General features: G+C 52.7%; 20 protein-coding genes and 1 pseudogene. 10 read left to right on the forward strand and 11 right to left on the reverse strand.

Translation table 11 applies throughout. The annotated features are described in order from the left end of the window. The 3 genes and pseudogenes from JI735_RS31770 to JI735_RS31775 form a co-directional block, all read right to left on the reverse strand. Positions 1-3,293: pseudogene (locus JI735_RS31770) on the reverse strand (alpha-mannosidase). Between the two features lie 49 nt (positions 3,294-3,342). Next, complete coding sequence (locus JI735_RS36565) at positions 3,343-3,678, reverse strand: substrate-binding domain-containing protein (protein WP_233476141.1); 336 nt, start codon at positions 3,676-3,678, stop codon at positions 3,343-3,345. Continuing rightward, positions 3,654-4,382, reverse strand: coding sequence for a LacI family DNA-binding transcriptional regulator (locus tag JI735_RS31775; RefSeq protein ID WP_233476142.1), 729 nt, complete (start codon positions 4,380-4,382; stop codon positions 3,654-3,656). Before JI735_RS31775 ends, JI735_RS36565 begins: the two co-directional genes overlap by 25 nt. A gap of 164 nt (positions 4,383-4,546) precedes the next feature. On the opposite strand from JI735_RS31775, the gene JI735_RS31780 reads away from it, so the two are divergent. Then, positions 4,547-6,481, forward strand: a complete 1,935-nt coding sequence (locus tag JI735_RS31780) for an NAD(+) synthase (RefSeq protein WP_202676796.1) — start codon at positions 4,547-4,549, stop codon at positions 6,479-6,481. Positions 6,482-6,946: 465 nt separating this feature from the next. Here the strand turns inward: JI735_RS31780 and JI735_RS31785 are convergent, their stop codons facing one another. The 4 genes from JI735_RS31785 to JI735_RS31800 form a co-directional block, all read right to left on the reverse strand. Then, on the reverse strand, positions 6,947-7,399 hold the full coding sequence (locus JI735_RS31785; protein ID WP_039834452.1) for a GreA/GreB family elongation factor: 453 nt from the start codon (positions 7,397-7,399) through the stop codon (positions 6,947-6,949). 179 nt (positions 7,400-7,578) lie between these two features. Further along, on the reverse strand, positions 7,579-8,484 hold the full coding sequence (locus JI735_RS31790) for a class I SAM-dependent methyltransferase (RefSeq protein ID WP_039834453.1): 906 nt from the start codon (positions 8,482-8,484) through the stop codon (positions 7,579-7,581). A 97-nt stretch (positions 8,485-8,581) separates the two neighbouring features. Then, positions 8,582-8,980 carry an RrF2 family transcriptional regulator gene (locus tag JI735_RS31795; protein WP_020429012.1) on the reverse strand — a complete coding sequence of 133 codons (399 nt, stop codon included), beginning with the start codon at positions 8,978-8,980 and terminating at the stop codon, positions 8,582-8,584. 201 nt (positions 8,981-9,181) lie between these two features. Then, a complete protein-coding gene (locus tag JI735_RS31800) occupies positions 9,182-9,703 on the reverse strand; it encodes a stalk domain-containing protein (RefSeq protein WP_051051669.1) in 522 nt (173 codons plus the stop codon). Positions 9,704-9,902: 199 nt separating this feature from the next. Here JI735_RS31800 and JI735_RS31805 point away from each other — a divergent pair, with 199 nt between their 5' ends. Together JI735_RS31805 and JI735_RS31810 are read left to right on the forward strand one after the other, a co-directional pair. Then, positions 9,903-10,127, forward strand: a complete 225-nt coding sequence (locus JI735_RS31805; RefSeq protein WP_039834454.1) for a (4Fe-4S)-binding protein — start codon at positions 9,903-9,905, stop codon at positions 10,125-10,127. 24 nt (positions 10,128-10,151) lie between these two features. Next, the gene (locus JI735_RS31810; protein WP_039834455.1) at positions 10,152-10,433 is read left to right on the forward strand and encodes a GNAT family N-acetyltransferase; all 282 of its coding nucleotides are present in this window, start codon (positions 10,152-10,154) and stop codon (positions 10,431-10,433) included. Between the two features lie 30 nt (positions 10,434-10,463). On the opposite strand, the gene JI735_RS31815 is transcribed toward JI735_RS31810, so the two are convergent. Together JI735_RS31815 and JI735_RS31820 are read right to left on the reverse strand one after the other, a co-directional pair. Next, positions 10,464-11,387, reverse strand: coding sequence for a carbohydrate ABC transporter permease (locus tag JI735_RS31815; protein WP_051051670.1), 924 nt, complete (start codon positions 11,385-11,387; stop codon positions 10,464-10,466). Between the two features lie 16 nt (positions 11,388-11,403). Next, positions 11,404-12,327, reverse strand: a complete 924-nt coding sequence (locus tag JI735_RS31820) for an ABC transporter permease (protein WP_039834456.1) — start codon at positions 12,325-12,327, stop codon at positions 11,404-11,406. Between the two features lie 542 nt (positions 12,328-12,869). Between JI735_RS31820 and JI735_RS31825 the strand changes: the two genes are divergently transcribed. Beyond that, positions 12,870-13,151: a toxin-antitoxin system YwqK family antitoxin gene (locus tag JI735_RS31825; RefSeq protein ID WP_039834458.1), complete on the forward strand. Its 282-nt coding sequence runs from the start codon at positions 12,870-12,872 to the stop codon at positions 13,149-13,151. Between the two features lie 21 nt (positions 13,152-13,172). Here JI735_RS31825 and JI735_RS37595 read toward each other — a convergent pair whose 3' ends face one another. Together JI735_RS37595 and JI735_RS31835 are read right to left on the reverse strand one after the other, a co-directional pair. Then, positions 13,173-13,382, reverse strand: a complete 210-nt coding sequence (locus tag JI735_RS37595) for a LacI family DNA-binding transcriptional regulator (protein WP_039834459.1) — start codon at positions 13,380-13,382, stop codon at positions 13,173-13,175. A gap of 38 nt (positions 13,383-13,420) precedes the next feature. Beyond that, positions 13,421-15,025, reverse strand: a complete 1,605-nt coding sequence (locus JI735_RS31835) for an extracellular solute-binding protein (protein ID WP_039834460.1) — start codon at positions 15,023-15,025, stop codon at positions 13,421-13,423. A gap of 315 nt (positions 15,026-15,340) precedes the next feature. On the opposite strand from JI735_RS31835, the gene JI735_RS31840 reads away from it, so the two are divergent. The 6 genes from JI735_RS31840 to JI735_RS31860 all read left to right on the forward strand — a co-directional run bounded on the left by JI735_RS31840 (position 15,341) and on the right by JI735_RS31860 (position 20,576). Then, on the forward strand, positions 15,341-17,062 hold the full coding sequence (locus JI735_RS31840) for a sensor histidine kinase (RefSeq protein WP_039834462.1): 1,722 nt from the start codon (positions 15,341-15,343) through the stop codon (positions 17,060-17,062). 14 nt (positions 17,063-17,076) lie between these two features. Next, positions 17,077-17,796 (forward strand): response regulator, encoded by a 720-nt coding sequence (locus JI735_RS37600; protein ID WP_325175557.1) that lies wholly within the window; start codon positions 17,077-17,079, stop codon positions 17,794-17,796. A 527-nt stretch (positions 17,797-18,323) separates the two neighbouring features. Further along, positions 18,324-18,686, forward strand: coding sequence for an AraC family transcriptional regulator (locus tag JI735_RS37605; protein ID WP_325175645.1), 363 nt, complete (start codon positions 18,324-18,326; stop codon positions 18,684-18,686). 107 nt (positions 18,687-18,793) lie between these two features. After that, positions 18,794-19,732 carry a DUF5643 domain-containing protein gene (locus JI735_RS31850; protein WP_202676797.1) on the forward strand — a complete coding sequence of 313 codons (939 nt, stop codon included), beginning with the start codon at positions 18,794-18,796 and terminating at the stop codon, positions 19,730-19,732. 135 nt (positions 19,733-19,867) lie between these two features. Beyond that, positions 19,868-20,350: a DUF2975 domain-containing protein gene (locus JI735_RS31855; protein WP_039834464.1), complete on the forward strand. Its 483-nt coding sequence runs from the start codon at positions 19,868-19,870 to the stop codon at positions 20,348-20,350. A gap of 10 nt (positions 20,351-20,360) precedes the next feature. Further along, a complete protein-coding gene (locus JI735_RS31860; protein ID WP_020429023.1) occupies positions 20,361-20,576 on the forward strand; it encodes a helix-turn-helix domain-containing protein in 216 nt (71 codons plus the stop codon). Positions 20,577-20,661 lie beyond the last annotated feature (85 nt).

The raw sequence follows: 20,661 nt of genomic DNA on the forward strand, positions 1-20,661 counted from the left end.
CTAACCGGAGAATTTCACAATATAGGTACTGATTTCATACGGCTTGACTTCACAGGTAACCGCCCCGCCGGGCTTAACTTCACCCACCGGCCGTTCCATCAGGTCACATTCCTGCCAGGAATGGACCGGATAATCACTGCTGAGCGTTACGATGCTGCGGGAGCCTGTATACTCATGCAGGCGGACGATGAAGCCTTCGCCATTTTCCGCCATTTTGAGAGCGTCAACGGCAATGCTGCCGCAGTCCGTCTTGATCAGCGATCTGCCGGCCCCGGCAGAATAACCGCCCTTGACCACACGCAGCGGATTATTCAGTGACCAAGCTTCCTGAACCGTGTTTGCTGCTACCCAGTCGCCTTTATGCGGCAGCAGGGCATAGGTGAACCGGTGCTCCCCCTGGTCCGCCTGCCAGTCAGGTTCTGTGGCCGACTTGATCAGTGACAGCCGCATCACATGATCCTTGATGTCATAGCCGTATTTGCAATCATTCAGCAGACTGACGCCATAGCCCCGCTCGGACAGATCGGCCCACTGATGGCCGACACTTTCGAACCGCGCATAATCCCAGCTTGTATTCCAGTGCGTCGGCCGCTTCACGTTCCCGAACTGGATGTCATAGGTAGCCTCTGTAGCCCGCACCGCTACCGGAAAAGCGGTCTTCAGCAGCTGATGCTGCTCATGCCAGTCGGCCAGCGTCTCAAAGTCAATCCGGGCGCTTCTGCTGTACACCTTGACCTTCTGGACAATGGAGGAGTCCATATACTGCCATGTGAATTCCAGCACCGCCGCAAGCGCGCCGCATTCCGTCAGCTTTACCGAGCGCAGGTCAGTGATTTCTCTCTTTTTTCCTGATAAAACAGGTCAATATCCCAGGCATCGTACATCTTCGGCTTATCCTCAAAAACCTGAAGCACGTTGCCGTTCTCGCCCGGAGCCAGCACCTCCCGCTGTTCCCGGCGGTCATAAATACGGCTCAGCTGCCCCGCATCGTTCCATTCCAGCACATAAAACGGTGTCGTAAGCCGGGAATCCTCCCATTCGAACGGAACCGGGGCGCCGGGTGTTAAGGAGTTGCCTTCCCGCGCCCCAATCTTGCCTGCGGCAGAACCGGCAGAATCAGCAGAACCCGCTGAATCCGCCTGAACCGCAAATGCTGCCGCAGTTCCGGCCTTTATGACTGTGCTGCCCAGCATCGGAACCGCCGGGACCTCGATCAGCCACTCCCCGCCAACACGCTGGGAAGATAACTGCCGGCTGTCCGCAGTGGTCCACACCATATCCTCACCTGCTGCTTCATAAGGAATAGCTGCCAGCTCTGTCCGCTCGTAGAAAGCTCCATTGAAGACTGTGTATTCAGTCTCACGCCGGAAACCGGCCCCTTCAGCCAACTGTTCGGCCTGCTCTTCTGCCAGCCCTTCTATCAGCTCTTCGGCCCGCCCTTCTGCCAGCTCTGCAGCCGCTGCCTCCGCCGCCGCGCTGCCGATCCGCTCCGCTTCCGCATATTCCAGTCTTGAATCCTCGTACACCTCGCGGATGGAGGAGCCAGGAATAATATCGTGGAACTGGTTGCGGAGGATGGTGTGCCAGCCTTCCAGCAGGAGCTGTGCCGGATAGCTGCTGAAGCTGCCCTTTTCCACAGCCAGGAGGACCTGCAGCCACTCCGCTTCACGGTACAGCAGCTCCAGCTTCCGGTTCATCCGCTTGTTGTAGGCCTGGCTGGTATACGTTCCCCGGTGGAACTCCAGGTACAACTCCCCGTCCCAGGTATGAACATACTGGTCAGTGCTGCGGACCGCCTCATTCAGGCGTTCAAAATACTCATCCGCCCGCCCCGTCCGGACCGCGGGAATCCCGGGCATCTTGTCAAGGCGCCGGCGCATTTCCAGCATTTCGCGGTTGACGCCTCCGCCGCCATCACCATATCCGTAGGAGAGCAGCAGCTCACGGTTCAGATTCTTATCCCGGTACTGATCCCAGATGCCCTGAACGGAGAAGGCTTCAATCAGGCCGTTGTAGGTATAATACCAGGCGCCGGAGCCAGGCCCTTCAGGCGTGGTGATAAAATGGGTCAGCACTTCACTGCCGTCAATGCCTCTCCAGCGAAACGTGTCATGCGGCATACGGTTATACTGGCTCCAGCTGATCTTGGTGGTCATGAACGTATCAATGCCTGATTTACGCAAAATCTGCGGCAGCGCCCAGCTGTAGCCAAAGACATCGGGGAGCCATAAATATTTGCAGTCCACGCCGAATTCCTCCCGGAAAAACTTGGTTCCGTACAAGATCTGGCGCACCAGCGATTCCCCGCTGGTCAGATTGCAGTCCGCCTCCAGCCACATTGCACCTCCGGCTTCCCAGCGGCCTTCTTCCACCCGCTTGCGGATTTCGGCATAGATTTCCGGGTAATCCTCTTTGATGTAAGCATACAGCTGCGGCTGGGTCTGCAAAAATATATATTCCGGGTACTGCTTCATCAGCCGAAGCACTGTGGAGAAGGAGCGGGCCGCTTTTTCCCGTGTATGGGTAAGCCGCCACAGCCAGGCAACATCGATATGGGTATGGCCGATTGCGGTTATGGTTACCGGAGGCTTCGCCTCAAGCAGCGCCAGCTGCTCCAGCAGCAGCGATTCAGCCTCCCGGACGGAATGGTAAAAGCCTGCGCTGCCCGGTTTCGACCAGTCCAGCTTGTTGAATGCCCGGTTGAGCGCCATCAGCAGCTCCTGCTTCTCCGGCTGCTGGTCTGCAAGCTGCTTGCAGGTGGACAGCACAGCACGGCCTGTATAATACAAATTATCCGCCGCCTCATCCAGCCAGGCCAGCTCTGACCGCATAATCCGGTGCTCCTGGGGAACCGGACGGCCCCCGCCCTCCAGTCCTGACCACAAGCGGAAGGTGAAGTCCAGCGCGCGGCCCGCCGCATCCTCCTCCAGAAAAACCTCCTGGTGGTTGGAATCCACCCCCTGATAAGGCTTGCCGTCAAGATACAGCAGCGACTCAAAGCCGCTGTTGTTGCCCCCGCCGGTCCGGCCGAAGTCAAAAAGCCCGACCACGCGTTTCCCCTTCCACTCCGCAGGCACTTCTATGGTGTTATGCAGCCAGAGGTACGCATCCCGGCCGGTCCAGTAATCCCCCAGCTGAAGCCTTGTATCTCCTTCGAGCTGCGGAGGGTACTTCCCGTTCGCTCCATCCTTATCCTCTACTGCCAGCCAGTCATTCAGCTTGACAACATCACGGTAACGATACCCTTCCAGTTCACGCAGCCGCGCCCCCAGCTTTTCCTCCGTCCAAAACATTTGCTTTTCCTCCTTTTATAACACGTGTTATATCCCGAAAAAAGCACGCTTACGCGCTTTCTCCCGCCCTTAAAACCGCGGGCAGCCATATTTTCCCGGCCGCTTCCGGTGCTGCTCCGCCTTCAATCTGCTTGAGCACACATCTTACTGCCTCTTCTCCCATACCCACATAGGGAATTTCAACACAGCTTAATGCCGGCAGGCTCAGACGGTGGCCCTGGATCGTGTTGTCCGCCGCCATCACCCGCAGCTCTTCGCCGATGCGCAGGCCCAGCTTATGGGCGGCCCGGTACAAATCCGGGACCCCGCTGGACCAGTTCACCAGCAGCGGCGGCGGCGGCTTGCTGATATCCGCCAGCTTCAGGAGCCATTCCTCCCAGTCCACCCGCCCTTCCCGCTCGGGAAGGCGGAAGAAAAGGGATTCATGCCCCGTTCGCTGCACCAGCGGATATAGGCGTCCCGGCGTGTCCGCTCCGCCCAGCTCCGGATGCTGCCATGATACACCTCAGCATATAGCGGAGTCTGGAGCTGCGGAGTTCCCGGCCGCAGCAAATAATCCAGAGCCAGTTCCACGCTGCCCTTGTAGTCGGCCAGCACAGAGCATACCCCCTCCGTCTCGGCATAGCCCTCCACGGATACATACGGAACCCCCGCCTCGCTGACCTTGGCGGCCCATGCTTCATCGCGGTAGCTGGTATTATCCAGCGTCACGATGCCGTCGATTTTCCGCTGGTGGTAGAGGTCCACCAGCTCACTCCTGGCTTCGCCGTCCGGCCGGTGGCCCGGCGAGCAGAGCAGAATGTGATAGCCGTGCGCCTCACATTCCCGCTGCATGCCCTCCAGCAGCCGCATGAACAGCGGGTGCCGTGTGTCGCCGAACGCGGCCAGACTCATGGTGCGGCCCGTCTTCATGCTTCGCGCCTGGGCGTCCACATGGTAGTTCAGCTCACGGATCGCGGCCAGCACGTTCTCCCGCGTCTCCCCGCTGACGCCGATGCCCGGCGTGCCATTCAGCACAGCAGAGACTACGCTGCGGGATACACCGGCCAGCTTGGCAACATCGTGGCTGGTCACTCTTTTTTTGTCCATATCAGCACCTCGGCAAAAGTATAACACGTGTTATTTTTGTTGTATACCTTTTTATGGAAATGAAGGCTCCGGTCTATTCAGCCCTTTCTACTTGTTATGGATACCCTATCATGGGTACAATTAATTAATAGCAGGTGTCATCATACAAAGGATAGGTGAAACAAATGCAGAATTTCGGATTCGCAAGAGTCGCTGCCGCATCCCCTGAACTGCGGGTTGCCGACTGCGAGTATAATGCAGCACAAATTATGGATGTAATCGGACAAGCGGATGAGAAGCAGGTGGAATACCTGGTGCTGCCGGAGCTGTCTATTACCGGTTATAGCTGCGCAGATTTATTCCTGCAGCCGGTGCTGCAGGAAGCCGCACTGGCAGCCTTGCAGAAGATCACCGCCGCTACCAAAGGGCGGAATCTCATCGTCATTGCCGGTCTGCCCATTTCGATAAAAAGCAGGCTGTTTAACTGCGCTGCCGTATTGCAGCAGGGTAAAATTCTGGGTCTTGTAGTGAAGACCTGCATTCCCGGCTATAGTGAGTTCTATGAGCCCCGCTGGTTCGCCGGAGCCGAAGAGCTGGAGATATCAGAGCTGCGGATTGGTGAAACGGCTGTGCCGGTCGGCAATGATCTGATCTTCACGAGTGAAGGCAGCGGCATCTCCTTCGGTGTGGAAATCTGCGAGGATCTCTGGGTTCCGGTTCCTCCGAGCAGCCTGCTCGCCCAGGCCGGAGCTGTCCTGCTGTTCAACCCCTCGGCCAGCAACGAGCTGGTAGGCAAAGCGGATTACCGCCGCCAGCTGGTCACCAGCCAATCCGCCTCCTGCGTGGCAGGTTATGTCTACGCCGGCTGCAATACCGGCGAATCGACAACGGATGTCGTGTTCGGCGGCCACTCGCTGATCGCCGAGAACGGGCAGATGCTCGCGGAATCCGAACGCTTCACCCATGAGAGCCGCATCATCATCGCTGATATCGATGTGCCGAGAATCCAGTATTCCCGCACGGTAATGGGCACCTTCCGGGCCGGCAAGGGCGGCCGCAACTACCGTGAGGTGCTCTATGCGGCACCGGGCGCCCTGCTTGAAGGACGGGAGCTGGTCCGCAGCATCGCCGTGAACCCGTTCGTTCCCGGCAATCCGCAGCAGCGCGACGACCGCTGCCGGGAGATTCTCTCCATCCAGACCTCCGGCCTGATGAAGCGCATCCGCCACATCGGCACCAGGCAGGCGGTGATCGGTATCTCCGGCGGCCTGGATTCCACGCTGGCGCTGCTCGTCGCCGTGCGGGCGATGGAGCTGCTCGGCCGTCCGGCCAGCGATGTGCTGGCGGTCACCATGCCGGGCTTCGGCACGACGAACCGCACCTACGACAACGCCGTCGGCCTGATCAAGGCGCTCGGCGCTTCGCTTAAGGTCGTGGACATCAAAGCCGCCTGCCTGCAGCATTTCGAGGATATCGGCCATGACAAGGATGTTCACGATCTGACCTATGAGAACGTTCAGGCCCGGGAACGCACGCAGATCCTGATGGATCTGGCCAACAAGAATGGCGGCATTGTGATCGGCACCGGCGATCTGTCGGAGCTTGCCCTTGGATGGTGTACCTATAACGGTGACCATATGTCTATGTACAGTGTCAACTCGGGGATTCCGAAGACGCTTATTCAATATGTCGTCGCCTGGTATGCCGATCACGAGGCCGACGAGACTGTGAACAAGCTGCTCTATGACATCATCGACACGGGAATCAGCCCCGAGCTTCTGCCGCCGTCCGCTACAGGCGAGATTGTCCAGCTTACCGAGAATATCCTCGGACCTTATGTAGTGCATGATTTCTTCCTGTACTACATGCTGCGGACAGGCGCTTCTCCCGCAAAAATGTTCTACCTTGCCCGGCATGCTTTTGGCGACGCCTACCCTAAGGAGCAGCTGGTGAGCTGGCTCCGGGTATTCGTGACCCGCTTCTTCACCCAGCAGTTCAAGCGCTCCTGCCTCCCGGACGGACCGAAGGTCGGAACGGTCAGCCTCTCGCCGCGCGGAGACTGGCGTATGCCGAGCGATGCTTCTGCAGCGCTTTGGCTGCGTGAGGTCGAGCAGCTGTAATCTTCAGCCCAGCCGCGGGATCACTAGAAAGTGCAGAACACAAACAGCAACGGCTGCGCCGTCCAATAAGGACAGCGCAGCCGTTGTGATGTAGTATGACTTTTGGATCGAGCCTCACTGGGACAGACGCCTTATTCAGGAATCCCGATGTGGACTTGGAGCATCGTAGGGAATCAAGTGGAAAAAGTGAACTTAATCCAAGACATCCGGCACCCAAACCATCGTTAGTTGGAAAAAGTACACTTAATCCGGCTGATTCGTGCCAGTACAGATAAATCTCCCTAAATTAGGTATACAAATTCCCACTAACACTGGCACAGGACGCTCTTACAGAAGATTTAGGTGGACTAATTCCACTTCACTCACCTACAGCGTTCCTTATCCGAACCTATTCATCAACAATCAACCTTTGCTCTTCTTAACAGGAGTAGGTTCAAAACAAAATCCTCCAGTTCCCTTCCAACGTTACCTCTGTTTTTCGCGGACCGGATACTCATAGACGTTGTTCAGCACAAGCACCTGGTCGCTGCCGAGCGGGGTATGAACCGTTACCGTCTCACCGGGCTCAGCCAGAAGCAGCGCCCTGCCCATAGGAGAGCAGAGTGAGATCGAGAACTCATCCAGACTGGATTCGCCGGGTATCACAATACGATACGCATCCGTCAGCGTTTCCGGGCCGATCCTCAGCGAAATCCAGGAGCCGATCAGCACCGCAGAGCGTGTAAGCTCATCGCCGGCTCCGGTCAAAATACGCTGCACACATGCCTGATACCTCTCAATCAAAGCACGGATCTCCGCACGGTCCGCAGGTGATTCCGTTGCCGTCCGTTCCAGAATGCCATAGGTATTCTCATCAAGATATACAAGCTGGCGCACCAGTTCCTCACGCAGGGAATCCGTAATCAGACTATGGTTCATAGTAGATTTCACCCGCCTTCTTCATCCGGTCTTGCTCGAAAACCTGCACTTGTCCTCTCATTTCGCTCATTCCTTCCGTATAGTAAAATAGATCCCGCTATGGGGATCTATCTATAACATATCATCTTTTGTCAGAAATACAAGGCCCATCCGCCTTTACCACCGCTGCCGCCTATTGATTACCGTTTACCGGCTTCTGCTCTGCTGTACATATTCAGCTCCTGCAGCCGGATCAGCACCTTGCCGAAGCGTCCTCCCTGCTGAACCTGCACCTTGCCGTCAGGATAAGTGCGGTGCACATATTCCGTAACGGTCCGGCGGGCCGCCTCATCTGCGGGCAGCTTATGATGCTTCAGCAGCATCAGCGTCTCCTCGACCGCCTCCTCGCTGGAGAGCTCGGTGGTTTTCATCTCGCGAGTGATCAGCGACTCAAACGAATAGCCCTTCAGATAGAGCAAGTGAGTCAAATAAGCCATATCCGAGCTTTTCGCAGGTAATGCCTGCCCGTTCAGCAAAGGAAGCACCTCATTCAGCAGACTGAACTCTCTGCCTCCTGCATTCAGGCTGATGTAGCAGTACTTGCGCGCACAGCTAAGCACACTCTCCACACTCTCCCAATCAACCACCACCGGAGACATGGACGCAAAGACAAGATCGAAGGCGCCCTTCCAGCCTTTGGCGTCAAGATCCACATGTTCGAACAAATCATGCACCAGCTCCACCTGCCCCGGACCGAACCTGGCGGTATTCTCTATGAACAGCCCGGCTAATGGATGGTTCGGCTCCACTGCGGTAACCTTCGCCCCTCTATCGGCAAAAGGGACCGTGAACCCGCCCGAAGCCGCGCCCACATCCAATACAGACAGTCCTTCAAAGTCGACCCCCTGGCCTTCAAGCCAGCCGATAATCCGCTCGCTTCTGCGTCTTCCCCCTTCACTGAACACTTCCTCATTAAACGACTTCGCTTTATGGTCAAAGGCGCGTGCCATGTCCATTCCCGACTGCTTGAACCTGTTGCCCATCGCTGCCGGGTCCTCCTTCCAGGCCTTTTCCCATACATCGGCACTAAATAAATCGTTTATCATTACAGCTCATCCCTTCCCGGATTTAATAATTTTCAAGCTTTTGCAGATTTAAAAGACTGTCTATATCTATAATCATGCCGCCAAAAACGGCGGATGATCAGTCCACCGTTATTTTTTCGGCAAGCTCGGACATCTTCTTGTTCTGCAGATACTGCTCCATCTGCCGCTCCGCTTCGACCATCTCCTGCTGAATCGGACACTTGCTGGAGTGGTTGAGCGTACAATCGAACAACGATGCCGTGCCTTCAATGGCATGAATGATGTCCAGAAAAGAAATCTCTTCCTGCCTGCGCTTCAGCCGGTATCCGCCGTTCGCACCGGATGCGGACTCGATGAGATCCGCCTTCACCAGCTTGGTCAGGATCTTCGACAGATATGTGGGAGATACCCCCTGCCGTTCCGCCAGCTGCTGTACGCCTATAGGCTTGTTCGGCGCAGCAGCCACCAGATAGAGCATGGTGTGCAGCGCATAGTTGGTTGCCTTTGAATACTTCATGAACATCCACCTCAATCAAAGACTTTATTAATCTATAATAGCGCTAAAGAAAGCAAAAAGCAAACGGAGACTTAAACAGCCGCCCGCTGCCGGAATCCGTCTGCTTCCTTCTTCGTTATCCCCGGTTCATTGCGAGCCCATTCTTATAAGAAAACTTATACTCCCCGGAGCCCAGTATTACTTTTACCTCATGCACCCGTTCTATTTCTGCAGTTCGGCATCCTTTTGCTGGAGCAGATCGGCGTATTCCGCTTTATATTGCTCCAGCTTGTCCTTCAGGTCGCCACTGTCAGGGTCTGCCTTCAGCTTGCTGCTTGTGGACAGAATGTTGTCGACAACGGCATCTATCTTGCTGTCAATCGCTTTGATCTTGCCTTTGGTCACGGCTGCTGCGGAGTCTGGTGTCAGCGTGGGCACCGGGCCCATTGTAATGCCTGCATTCCTATCGGCCAGCGATGGCAGAGTCGCCGCCTCTTTCTCGTCCAGACTGATGGTTTTGCCTGATAGGGAAACCTTATATCCTGCCAGCTCCCCGATTGCCCGGACCGGTGCATAGCTTTTGCCGTCAATTACAATGGCCGGGACCGCCAGTTTCTTGCCGTACACGTTTACGGTGTATTCTGCTTGAATTGTCTTGCCTACTAGACTCGTAGAAGCCCCGATCGCCTGAGTGCCTATCATCAATACCGCACCGGCCAGGAAGCCGGCAGCAAGCTTTTTCATAAGAAGTTCACTCCCCGTAAAATACTATACTTCCTAGTTTACCATTTTACGGCGATAGATAGCGAGCTTGCTGCAAACTGTACTTTTCCAGCTTTTTATATCAAATTTTAGCGAAATCATGTCAGCTTTTCTGCAAAAGAGTATGGTATAGTCAGAACAGCGGGACGCAATCAAGAAATTAAAAGAAAGGTGTGAACGTATGACAAACGATCAGAAGCTGTATTACGGCAAAAATATCACGGTGAAGTTCCAGCCAGAAAAATGCATTCACTCCGGTGTTTGTGTGAAAGGTTTGCCTGCGGTTTTTAATGTTAGCAGACGTCCTTGGGTTGAGCCCGATGCCGATGCCGCTGAGGCCATTGCCCGGCATATCGACAAATGCCCGAGCGGCGCGCTCAAATACGAGATTCTTGACCAGGAATAATAGCATACAGAAAGAGGTGTCACAATGCACAATGTAGTTCACGATAAAGACAACAAGCGGTTTCTGATCCGGGATCAGGACTCCATCGCTGCTGAAATGACTTATGTAACCTCAACAGCCAGCCTTTATATTATCGATCATACCTTCGTAAACACCGCTTACCGCGGACAAGGGCTTGGAGACCTGCTTGTTGAAGCGATGGTGGAATACGCAAGGGAGAATGGGATCAAGATTTTGCCCTTATGCCCTTTTGCCAAAGGCAGATTCCAGCAGCGTGCCGAACTTGGAGATGTCCTTCATCAATAATTGCAGCCCTGCCCATCGGCTATTCATCAGCTATTCTTTTACCGCGCCGATCATCACGCCCTGATTGAAGTATTTCTGCACAAAAGGATATACACACATGATCGGCACTGTAGCTACAATAATGACGGAGTAGCGCATCATATTCGCCAGCCGCAGCGCGATTTGCGCCGCTTCGCCCGTTCCCATGCCGGACTGCATCTGATTGGTAATCAGAATATTGCGGAGGATCAGCTGCAGCGGATACATGTCCGGGTTCTTGAGGTAGATCAAGGCGTTGAAATACGAGTTCCAGTATCCGACGGCAATCCACAAGCCCAGCACGGCAACAATCGCTTTGGACAGCGGCAGCACAACCCGGGCAAAGTAGCGGAGGTTGCCGCAGCCGTCGATCTGAGCCGCCTCCCATAAATCCCCGGGAATACTCGTCTGAAAAAAAGTCCGGGCGACAATAATGTTGTAGACCCCCACAGAAAAGGGCAGCACCATCACCAGGAAGGTGTCATACAGCTGGAAGTCGCGGATCGTCAGGAAGGTGGGAATCAGCCCGCCGTTAAAAAACATCGTAAAGATGAAATACAGCGAGATATACTTGCGGCCTGTCAGGTCTTTGCGGGACAGCGCATAGGCTGCCGAGATGTTTACGGCCAGACCGATCACCGTTCCGATGACCGTGTACAGAATGGTATTCCGGTAACCGGTCCAGATGTTGTCATGGCGCAGCAGCTCTTTGTAGCCGTCGAGGGTGAAGCCTTTGGGGAACAGCCAGACCTGTCCTCCCGCTACAGCAGACGGATCACTGAACGAAGCGATGACAATAAAAAACAGCGGATAGATCAGAATCAGCAGAAACACCGCTGCAATAACATACATAATGAACTCCATAACCGTATCCGAGGTGCGGCTATTTTTTATTTTTCCTGTTTTCTCCTGAGCCGCAGGCTGTAGTACTCCCATGATGCTGCTCCCCTTTCTACCACAAGCTGTTTTCGCTGAGTTTTTTGGAAATCTGGTTGACCATAATGAGCAGGATGAAATTAATGACCGTATTGAACAGGTTGATGGCTGAGGAGAAGCTGTACTGGCTGCTGAGCAGCCCGATTTTGTAGACGTAGGTGGACAGAATTTCGCTTGAGGTGGCGTTCAGGTCATTCTGCATCAGATAGACCTTCTCGAAGCCGACGCCCAGCAGGCCGCCGACGCGCAGGATCAGCAGGGTGATGGCTGTAGGCATCAGCATCGGAATATCGATGTAGCGGACCTTGTGCCAGCGGCTGGCCCCGTCCACAGTAGCAGCCTCATACAAGCTCGGGTCCACCGCCGACAGCGCCGCGATGAAGATAATGCTGTCCCAGCCGACATGCTGCCACACATCGGACCAGACATACACACTGCTGAACCACCCGGCTGAACCCATGAGATCCGGGGCCTCTTTGCCGAACAGACTGTACAGATTGCCGACAAGGCCGGTACTTGGGGAGAGCAATATCATCATGAGGCCGACCATAACCACTGTGGAAATGAAATGCGGCATATAGGATACGGTCTGAAAAAAACGTCTGAACCGGTTCGGGCGCATCTGATTGACCATCAGCGCCAGCATGACCGGAATCGGGAAAGTAATCAGACTGTACACGCTGATGATCAGCGTATTCTTGATCGTGGACGAAAATTGATAGGAATGAAAAAACTTCTCGAAATACTTGAAGCCCGCCCACGGGCTGTCCGTGATTCCGAGCGCCGGACTATAATCCTTGAAGGCAATAAGCACCCCGTACATCGGCTTATACGCGAATAATAACGTGAGAACCGCCGCAGGAAAAAGCAGCGCATACAGCCCCCAGTTCCGTTTGATCTGTCCCCAGGTCCGACCTGGACGGCGATGACCGGATTTCATGAAACCCCTCCTAAAAGTGTTGTGAGCTTAGCTTCTTTGGCTGCATTTCGTGCAAAACTGGCTTCGAAAAGCATTAGTTATATAGAGTGAACTTAAGAGCTTTACATAAGAGACTTCGTCGGGACTACGGTGAATGTTTGGACTTCCGGCCGCTGCCCATCTGCAGATTTCTTAATTGTATACCGCTCTTCGCGGTGGAAATCCGCAGACAAAGGCGGACGCATTCGCTCCGTAAGTATCCAAACTTCCCCTCCACCCCTTTTCCCTTTTGTTAGTTTTTCAAGTTCGCTTTATATAGTTTTGTGAGCCTAAGCCTCTCTGTTCCCTCAGTATATCGTCCCGTCTTCATGCCCGGCGGACCTTTTAGAGGTCTTAACCGGACTTTCCGCGCCGCCTTTCCCGGGATAAGGAGAAGCGCTTCCGCAGCTCCGGCAGGCTATACTATATCCGGACTTTCACTGACGTTATCCGGATGTTGCGTTCAACTACACAGTGCCAAGATGTGGTATAATCCAGAAAAAGCTGATTATCGGAGGTAGGTCGTGGAAAACGAAAAATGTGACTTGATACACCCAAACGGCGTCAAGGAAAAAAAGCTGGAAGTGATTGATGGCTGCACGATCAAGTACCACGCAAACGGAAAAACAATATGGTCTAAGGGAAAAATGATGGATGATAAGCCAGACGGCTATTGGGAATGGTATCGTCCAGATGGAACAATAAAGCGTTCAGGGTATTTTGACATGGGCGTGCCTGTTGGTGAATGGGTCACCTATGACAGCAAAGGCAATAAACACAAAACGACCACTCGTGATAAGGATTAAAATAACAGGGTAGAATCTCTTTCAACAGAATAGGCACCAGGCATAGAAATGCCGTCCTGCAGGAAGCTGCGGGACGGCATTTCTTGTAACAAGATGCAAGACCTCTTCTGAATTCCTCTTCACCTTGCGGGAGAGCTCCTCCCTGACATACGGATGGCCGGACAATACCCGGGAGACCGTGGAGATCGAAACTCCAGCTCTCCGGGCTACTTTTTTCATCGTAACCGTCATCTTAACCTCCTCTGCAGAGCTCCGCCTGCCCTTGAAGGTTATTTAACATTCATATACCGGGCATAAGCGTCGGTGCGGATTTGGAGCAGCTTTTCCAGGCCCATATCGTTCAGCTTCTTCACATAAGCATCCCAGCCTTCATCAATCCCGCCTTTGGTAATAAACTGGGCACGCATCGTAGTCACATAGCTGTCGATGTCCGTGGTCAGGGTTGGCAGCTCCTGGAATTCCCCGGAGGTGTACATCACGTTAGGGAACGGCGTGGTCACGTAGTCGCTGCCCAGCTTATCCAGCTGCAGCTTCAATCCGTCGCCGCTGCTTTGGCTCAGCACAATATTCTTCTCAAAGGACGGGCTTACATATTTCGGCCCGAAATCACGCAGCGACTGGTCCCAGTACCAGGCATCCGCACTCGTTCCCGCCGGCGGGTCCATCAGCGTGTAAGTGCTGTCGTCATTCTTTTTGAGCACCGTTCCGATAGCCCCCCAGAAATTCTGGATGCTGGCTTCATTGGTATAGAACTGGTCGGCCCAGCGGGCGGCGACTTCCGGATTTTTGCAGGAGGTGGTAATCAGCAGCTCGTTGCGGGCGAGATTCATCCCGATGGGGTTGCCGATGGTATAGCGTTTGCCGTCCGGTCCGGCCACAGGCGGAATGGTTTCATACTGTTCGCTCCATTTGCCGAATACGGCGTCCGGCGTCCATTGGTACGAGAGGCCTACGATCGGCGCGTCAGGATTCTGGAACTTGGCCGAGATCATCGTCGCGTCCTGGGTGAACAGCTCTTTATCCAGCAGGCCCTCGCTGTATAATTTGTTCTCCCATTTCAGGCCTTCCTTGTACTCTTCGGAAGTAGGGTAATATACAGCTTTACCGTCCTTAACCAGCATATTGTTGCTGTTGAGATCAGTGATGCCGAACGGGCTGATGAGGTCATTGCTGACTTCGATATACGGAATTTCATCCGCCTTGCCGTTTCCGTTCGGGTCTTTTTCCTTGAAGGCCTTCATCACATTGTACAGATCATCCAAGGTGTCCGGCGTCTTCAGGCCAAGCTTGTCGAGCCAGGCCTTGTTGATGACCGGCTGGCGGGAGCTTTTCGGGCGGGAAGGAAGTCTGGTCGGCAGAGAGTAAATCTTTCCGTCAGGGAAGGTGCTGATTTTTTTCATCTCCGGCGTTTCTTCCATCGCGGCTTTCAGGTTAGGCATATACTGATCGATATACTCATCCAGCGGACGGAAATAGCTTAAGTTGTTGACGATATCGGAATCGGAAAAGGTCTGGTCGCCCACTACCACATCCGGCAGCGTGCCGCTGGCCAGCAGTATGGACTTCTGTTCCGCCCAGTCGTTGGAGGACATGACCTGCCAATCAATTTTGACATTCGTATTCTTCTCCAGGTCCTTCAGCCACTGGTTCTGGGTGAAGGTATCCCCCATGCTTCCCCAACGCACAGTCAGCACCTTCAGGGTGACCGGTTCGTTGACGATCGGCAGGCCTTCTTTGTTGAAATCACCGGTATCCGCCGGAGTGTCCGCTTTCTCCTTATTGCCGCTGCAGCCGGCCATTCCCATAACCATTACGGCCGACAGAAGCAGCAGCGGCCATTTCTTGGCTAATCTGCTTTTGCTGTGTGTACCCATTCTGTAATCCCCCGTTTCATTGGTTGCATCCGCTTTACACCTCTAATGATAGCTTGCCGCGTCTTTGCATTCCGGACCCATTGGCGGCAGTATCCGGACCTCTGCATCCGCTTACATTAATTTGAAGATTCTACCGTAATTTCAGATGTGCAGGTATGACGGTATTCAGACTTTCGCTTGCAGTTTCCGGACTTTGTCAGGGAATGCCGGGAATAGTGCATGTAATTTCCCCCGGGAGGTCTTATAATGGCTTTGTTAGCCATACAACCGCTTTCATCTAATGAACGCGCAGGAAAGGACGCGGCATGTAAGACTATGATCAAACGAAAAGCAGGCAGCAAACCGTATCCCATCCGCCATTATGTACGAATCATGATCCTGGTCTCGTTCGCCGTACTGGTGCTGGACCTTGCCATCAGCCTGGCCTCCATTTCCATTGTGAAGCAGCAGTCCACACGGTATTTGCAGGATACAGCCAAGCTGTACATCGACCGCATCAACCATGATTTTGCCTATATTAATCATTATATGGGCTGGACGCTGGCGAACGATGAAACCCTGAATATGATGAATGCCTATGAACCGGACAGCAGCGAGTTCCTGAAATCGAACAGTAATCTGTACAAACGGTTTTCCGAGCTGCAGAAGAATTACGGGCAGGAATACAACTTCTTTTTTTATTTGAAAAATCAGTCTTTCTTTCTGAACTGCGCACCGATCAGCGTCACCTACACGGATTATCTGGAGCTGAAGAAGCTGATCTATTCCTATATAGAAGATAAGGATGTGTATGCGGAGTTTTATTCCCGGTGGACGCCTATCCTGGTCAACGGAAAATACTATATTATCAACATCGTCCCGTATTACAACCGCTATCTGATCGGTCTGATCTCCGCCGACAATCTGATCCGCCCTTTGCGGCAGATTAACCTGGGGGCCAACGGCTATGCCTCCCTTGTGGATGAGAACGGCACCCGTATTTCAAGTCCCCTATCGGGCAGCGGGAAGCTGGTGCAGCAGGAGCAGGGCTGGCCGGGCCTCTTTCGGTCCCGCACGACGATCAGCAGTGAATTTTCCAATACTACGTTCAGCGCGGACATGGTCATTCAATTCGGAGCCTTCGAGAAAATCATGATCGCCCAATTGCTGATTATGCTCCTGTTCTTCATCGTGACCTCCACCCTCTGCGCCGTAATGCTATTCTTCAATAAAAGAGTGCTGGGTCCGATCCAGAACTTCTCGGAGAATCTGGCGCACATGAATGAGGACGGTCAGCCGGCCGGCTTCAAAAGCAGTAAAATCATCGAGCTGGAGCAGGCAAACGACCAGTTCAAGGACCTGGTGGAGCAGGTCAAAACCTTCAAAATCGCCATCTATGAGCAGGAGCTGGAGAAACAGCGCATTCAGCTGGACTATATGAAGCAGCAGATCAAACCTCATTTTTTCCTGAACTGCCTGACCAGCATCTACAGTATGGCCCAGATCCAAATGTACGAAGAAATCGAGAATATGGCCATGTCGACCTCCAAATACTTCCGCTATACGTTTCAGAACGGCGGGAACTTTGTCCGGCTGGAGGATGAGATCGAGCATGTCCGCATTTATCTTGAAATCCAGCGCAGCCGGTACCGGGATGCCTTCAGACATCATATCGTGCAGGACGAAACAGCGAAAGATGTGCATATCCCCCCGCTGGTGCTGCAGACTTTTATTGAGAACTCCGTCAAATATGCAATTTCCCGGGACCCTGAAGTCCAGATCAGACTGACGGTTACCCGGCGTGAATCCGAAGAGGAACAGGTGACGGTGATCCAGATCTCGGACAACGGACCCGGCTTTGCCCCCGAGGTACTTGAGAAGCTGGTGCGGGGCCAGCCCCTGGATCAGAGCAAAGGAACGCACATCGGCATTATGAATACGCTTAAACGGCTGGAATACCTGTATTATAAAAAAGCGGCGGTTCACTTCTCCAATATAGAGGGCGGCGGCGCTTCTGTCATCATAACCCTTCCGGATCTTCCGAATACTTCAACATGAATGGAGAATTTCCTATGAACGTATTGCTGGTCGATGACGACTATTATGTAGTGGCGGCTCTGCAAAAGAAAATGGACTGGACAGCACTGGGTATCGAAGCCGTATATACGGCCAACAATGTCGCCCAGGCCCGGGAAATTGTGGAGAACCACTCCGTGCAGATTCTAATCTCGGACATTGAAATGCCGCAGGGCAGCGGATTATCGCTCCTGGCCTGGATCCGGGACAACGATTATCCGGTTCAGACCATTCTCCTGACCAATTATGCCGACTTCAATTACGCGCAAAAAGCCATCGAGCTGCAAAGCTTCGAATATTTTCTCAAGCCGATTGAATTTGACAAGCTGATGCTTATTATCCAAAAAGCGGTTGCGCGCGCCAAGGAGCAGCAGCATAACGAAAAAGCCATTCAAGAGGGCTATTATTGGCAAAAGAACCAGTCGAAAAATCTGGAGCATTTCTGGCGCAGAATGGTGAGCGGAAGCAGCTCTTCCCCATCAGGCCGTCGGCAATCACCTATGCCATCAAGGAGCAGAATCTCGCCTATCATATGGACGATACCCTTCAGCCGCTGTTGTTCAATGTCTTTCCCTTCAATGGCAGTATGGGCAAGGAAGAGAAGGATCTGTTCGATTTCGCCCTGCTTAACATTCTGTATGAGCTGTTCCGGCATCCCGGCTTCGGAATCGAGAGCATTCTGGAGATTAAGGATTATCACTGGATCGCCATCCTGAAATGGAATGAGATTCCGGATACCGGTACGCTTGAGGAAATCTGCGCCTCCCTGATCCAGAAAACGAACCCTTATCTCAAATGCGATGTCTGCTGCAATATTGGCCTGCACGGCGAACTGGGCGGGATCGGCACGGTCCTGAAAAGCCTGACCCGAATGGATGAAGAAATCACACGCTGCCGGAATCATACTTATACGGTAGAGATGTACCAGAAGCAGAGTAAAGCCGCGTACATCCCCCCGGATCTGGCCCATCTGGAGGAGCTGCTGAACCGGAACAGGCTGGCCGCTTTTCTGGAGGAAGTGAGCCGTTATCTGAAGGGACTGCTGGTCAACCGGACCGTCGACACCTCCATCCTCAGCCTGTTCCGGCTGGATATTGTGCAGCTCGTCTATTCTTTTCTCAAAATGAAGGGCATTCAGGTCCATAAATTATACAGCGGCAAGGTGAATGACCGCCTGCAGCTGCATTCCCTGACTTCTATCGAGGACATGGAGGAATACCTGGAATACCTGGTGAACACCGCTATGAAATACCGCGATCTTACCGCACAGCCCAAATCGGTGGCCGAAGAGATCAAGCAATACATCCATGCGCATTACGGAGATGAGCTGACGCGGAATGATCTGGCGGAGATCGTCTATCTGAATCCCGATTATCTGGCCCGGCTGTTCAAGAAGGAGACTGGCGTGGCCTTGGGCAGCTATGTGATTCAAGTCCGGATCGCCGCCGCCAGGCAATTGCTGGAGACCACCCGGCTGTCCGTGTACACCATTGCGAACAAGGTGGGCTACACCAACTACTCCTACTTCTCCAAGCTGTTCAAGCAAGAAGTGGGCCTGTCGCCCAATGAGTATAAAAAAGAGCAGCATGATCAGCCTGCAATGTGATGCTTCCGTAAATTGAATAGTTTGTAAGGGTGCTTGTCACAAAATGGATATCGAGAAACGTTATATAGATGTTATATAGATATTGTCCGAAGAGGAGTGAGTGAACAATGAACATTACCAGATCCAAGACTATGAAAAAAATGATTGCCGTAACCACATTGTCGGCCACGCTGGGAATTGCAATGATGGGCGGCGAATATGCTCCACCAGTGAATGCTGCGGCAGCCAGTACGGCTACAAATGTTAGCAGTGTTTTCAAAATCAGCGACAGTCCGACGCTGAAAGATGTATTGCAGCAAGGCTTATCCAGCGCACCTAAGCAGGCGGTTACACATGATGGCGTGACGTTGATCTTAACTGATCTTATCTATGACGGCAACGAACTTGTGATGGGCATCCGGCAGGAAGGCGGCATTGTGAAGAAAGATAAAAATATCCTTGACAGCGACAAGTTGGACATTTCCGCAAACGGGAAAAAAATGTATTACGATACGTCCGTTAGCAGTCTGCCGGAAGACCCGGACGCAGCTTTGATTAGTCTGTCAAAAGGAGCCGTCAAGCAACAAATTCCGGATGAATTTCAGCTGACGCTGAAAGCTTATGTCAGGGAAGTTGAGGAGCCGTTCATCTTCACCATTCCTGTGAAAAAGATCGCCAGCCTCATAAACATAACACCGGGCACTACCAAAAAGAGCGGCAAATTCAGCTATACCGTAACCTCCTTTCAGATGACGCCGTTAACGATGCAGCTTCAAATAAGCTATAAGGGTGAGTTTCCCGCCGCAGTCAAAAAACATCACAAGCTGTTATATGACCTTGTAGATGAAAAAGGAAATGTATTCTCACCAAACGGCAGTGACATTCAGCCTCCAAAGACAGGGAAGGATGAACAGAACTACGGTTCTTTTGCAACTGTCCCCCAATCCATAACGATTAAACCTTTTATATATAAATTGGATGCTAAAGGCCAATTATTTAAGGACACCACAGGAAAGTGGGCAAAGTCTTATTTTAAGGATTTGGAATTGAAGATATATCAACGTTAACGTTAGCAAACACGCAATCAGACGCCCGGGATTCGCTCCCCGGGCGTCTTTTTTTGAAAAACAATCAGAATATATTGTAAAACGATAAATTTTATGCTAAATTCAATGTAACAATAATTAAACGAGGTGCATTTTATGGAACGGGGAACAACACTTTTTTTAAAGGCAGCTGTGATTCTTATGGGCATTCCGGTTCTTGCTTTGTGTATATTTGCGGTGCCTGAGATCGCGGAATTTGCAGCCGAATTGTATCCGGATATGTCTTTTATTAAATATCTGGTTTTTATCGATTTGTATGCGTCGGCGCTCCCCTTTTACATCGCGCTGTATCAAGCCTTTAGACTGTTAGGCTATATTGACAGGAACAAAGCTTTTTCCGAATTATCTGTGCGGGTCCTTAAAAATATAAAATACTGTGCCATCGTCATCAGCGGCTTGTATGTGGCAGGCCTGCCCCTCTTCTATCTCATGGCGGAGAAGGACGATGCTCCGGGCATCATCGTCATCGGTTTGGTCATCATTTTCGCCTCCCTGGTAATTGCCGTTTTTGCTGCTGTTCTCCAGAAGCTATTACAAGAGGCCATCGAACTAAAATTAGAAAATGACTTAACAGTCTGAGGTGAAGACCATGGCGATTATAATCAATATTGATGTAATGCTGGCTAAGCGAAAAATGAGTGTCACCGAGCTGTCCGAGAGGGTTGGCATCACGATGGCTAATCTTTCAATTCTTAAAAACGGCAAGGCAAAAGCAGTTCGTTTATCCACGTTAGAGGCAATTTGCAAGGCTCTGGAATGCCAGCCTGGAGATATACTGGAATACAGAAGCGACGAAGAAACTTAAAGCTTAACAAGCGGACATATGCTAACAGGGCACAATGGCTTACAAAAAACAGCGGCAGCTTCGGACTTTATATTTTGTCCATGGC

Origin of the sequence: Paenibacillus sonchi (assembly GCF_016772475.1) — a bacterium.
GTDB classification, from domain to species: Bacteria; Bacillota; Bacilli; order Paenibacillales; family Paenibacillaceae; genus Paenibacillus_AQ; species Paenibacillus_AQ sonchi.

Excerpts from the sequence above, each read along its gene's own strand:
- JI735_RS31815 (WP_051051670.1), bottom strand. The coding sequence starts at position 11,387 with ATGGGAGTACTACAGCCTGCGGCTCAGGAGAAAACAGGAAAAATAAAA.
- JI735_RS31800 (WP_051051669.1), bottom strand. The coding sequence starts at position 9,703 with ATGAAAAAGCTTGCTGCCGGCTTCCTGGCCGGTGCGGTATTGATGATA.
- JI735_RS31785 (WP_039834452.1), bottom strand. The coding sequence starts at position 7,399 with ATGAACCATAGTCTGATTACGGATTCCCTGCGTGAGGAACTGGTGCGC.
- JI735_RS31860 (WP_020429023.1), top strand. The coding sequence starts at position 20,361 with ATGGCGATTATAATCAATATTGATGTAATGCTGGCTAAGCGAAAAATG.
- JI735_RS37595 (WP_039834459.1), bottom strand. The coding sequence starts at position 13,382 with ATGACGGTTACGATGAAAAAAGTAGCCCGGAGAGCTGGAGTTTCGATC.
- JI735_RS31855 (WP_039834464.1), top strand. The coding sequence starts at position 19,868 with ATGGAACGGGGAACAACACTTTTTTTAAAGGCAGCTGTGATTCTTATG.
- JI735_RS37605 (WP_325175645.1), top strand. The coding sequence starts at position 18,324 with ATGAAATACCGCGATCTTACCGCACAGCCCAAATCGGTGGCCGAAGAG.
- JI735_RS31850 (WP_202676797.1), top strand. The coding sequence starts at position 18,794 with ATGAACATTACCAGATCCAAGACTATGAAAAAAATGATTGCCGTAACC.
- JI735_RS31835 (WP_039834460.1), bottom strand. The coding sequence starts at position 15,025 with ATGGGTACACACAGCAAAAGCAGATTAGCCAAGAAATGGCCGCTGCTG.
- JI735_RS31790 (WP_039834453.1), bottom strand. The coding sequence starts at position 8,484 with ATGATAAACGATTTATTTAGTGCCGATGTATGGGAAAAGGCCTGGAAG.
- JI735_RS31780 (WP_202676796.1), top strand. The coding sequence starts at position 4,547 with ATGCAGAATTTCGGATTCGCAAGAGTCGCTGCCGCATCCCCTGAACTG.
- JI735_RS37600 (WP_325175557.1), top strand. The coding sequence starts at position 17,077 with ATGAACGTATTGCTGGTCGATGACGACTATTATGTAGTGGCGGCTCTG.
- JI735_RS31775 (WP_233476142.1), bottom strand. The coding sequence starts at position 4,382 with ATGGACAAAAAAAGAGTGACCAGCCACGATGTTGCCAAGCTGGCCGGT.
- JI735_RS31795 (WP_020429012.1), bottom strand. The coding sequence starts at position 8,980 with ATGAAGTATTCAAAGGCAACCAACTATGCGCTGCACACCATGCTCTAT.
- JI735_RS31840 (WP_039834462.1), top strand. The coding sequence starts at position 15,341 with ATGATCAAACGAAAAGCAGGCAGCAAACCGTATCCCATCCGCCATTAT.
- JI735_RS31810 (WP_039834455.1), top strand. The coding sequence starts at position 10,152 with ATGCACAATGTAGTTCACGATAAAGACAACAAGCGGTTTCTGATCCGG.
- JI735_RS31805 (WP_039834454.1), top strand. The coding sequence starts at position 9,903 with ATGACAAACGATCAGAAGCTGTATTACGGCAAAAATATCACGGTGAAG.
- JI735_RS31820 (WP_039834456.1), bottom strand. The coding sequence starts at position 12,327 with ATGAAATCCGGTCATCGCCGTCCAGGTCGGACCTGGGGACAGATCAAA.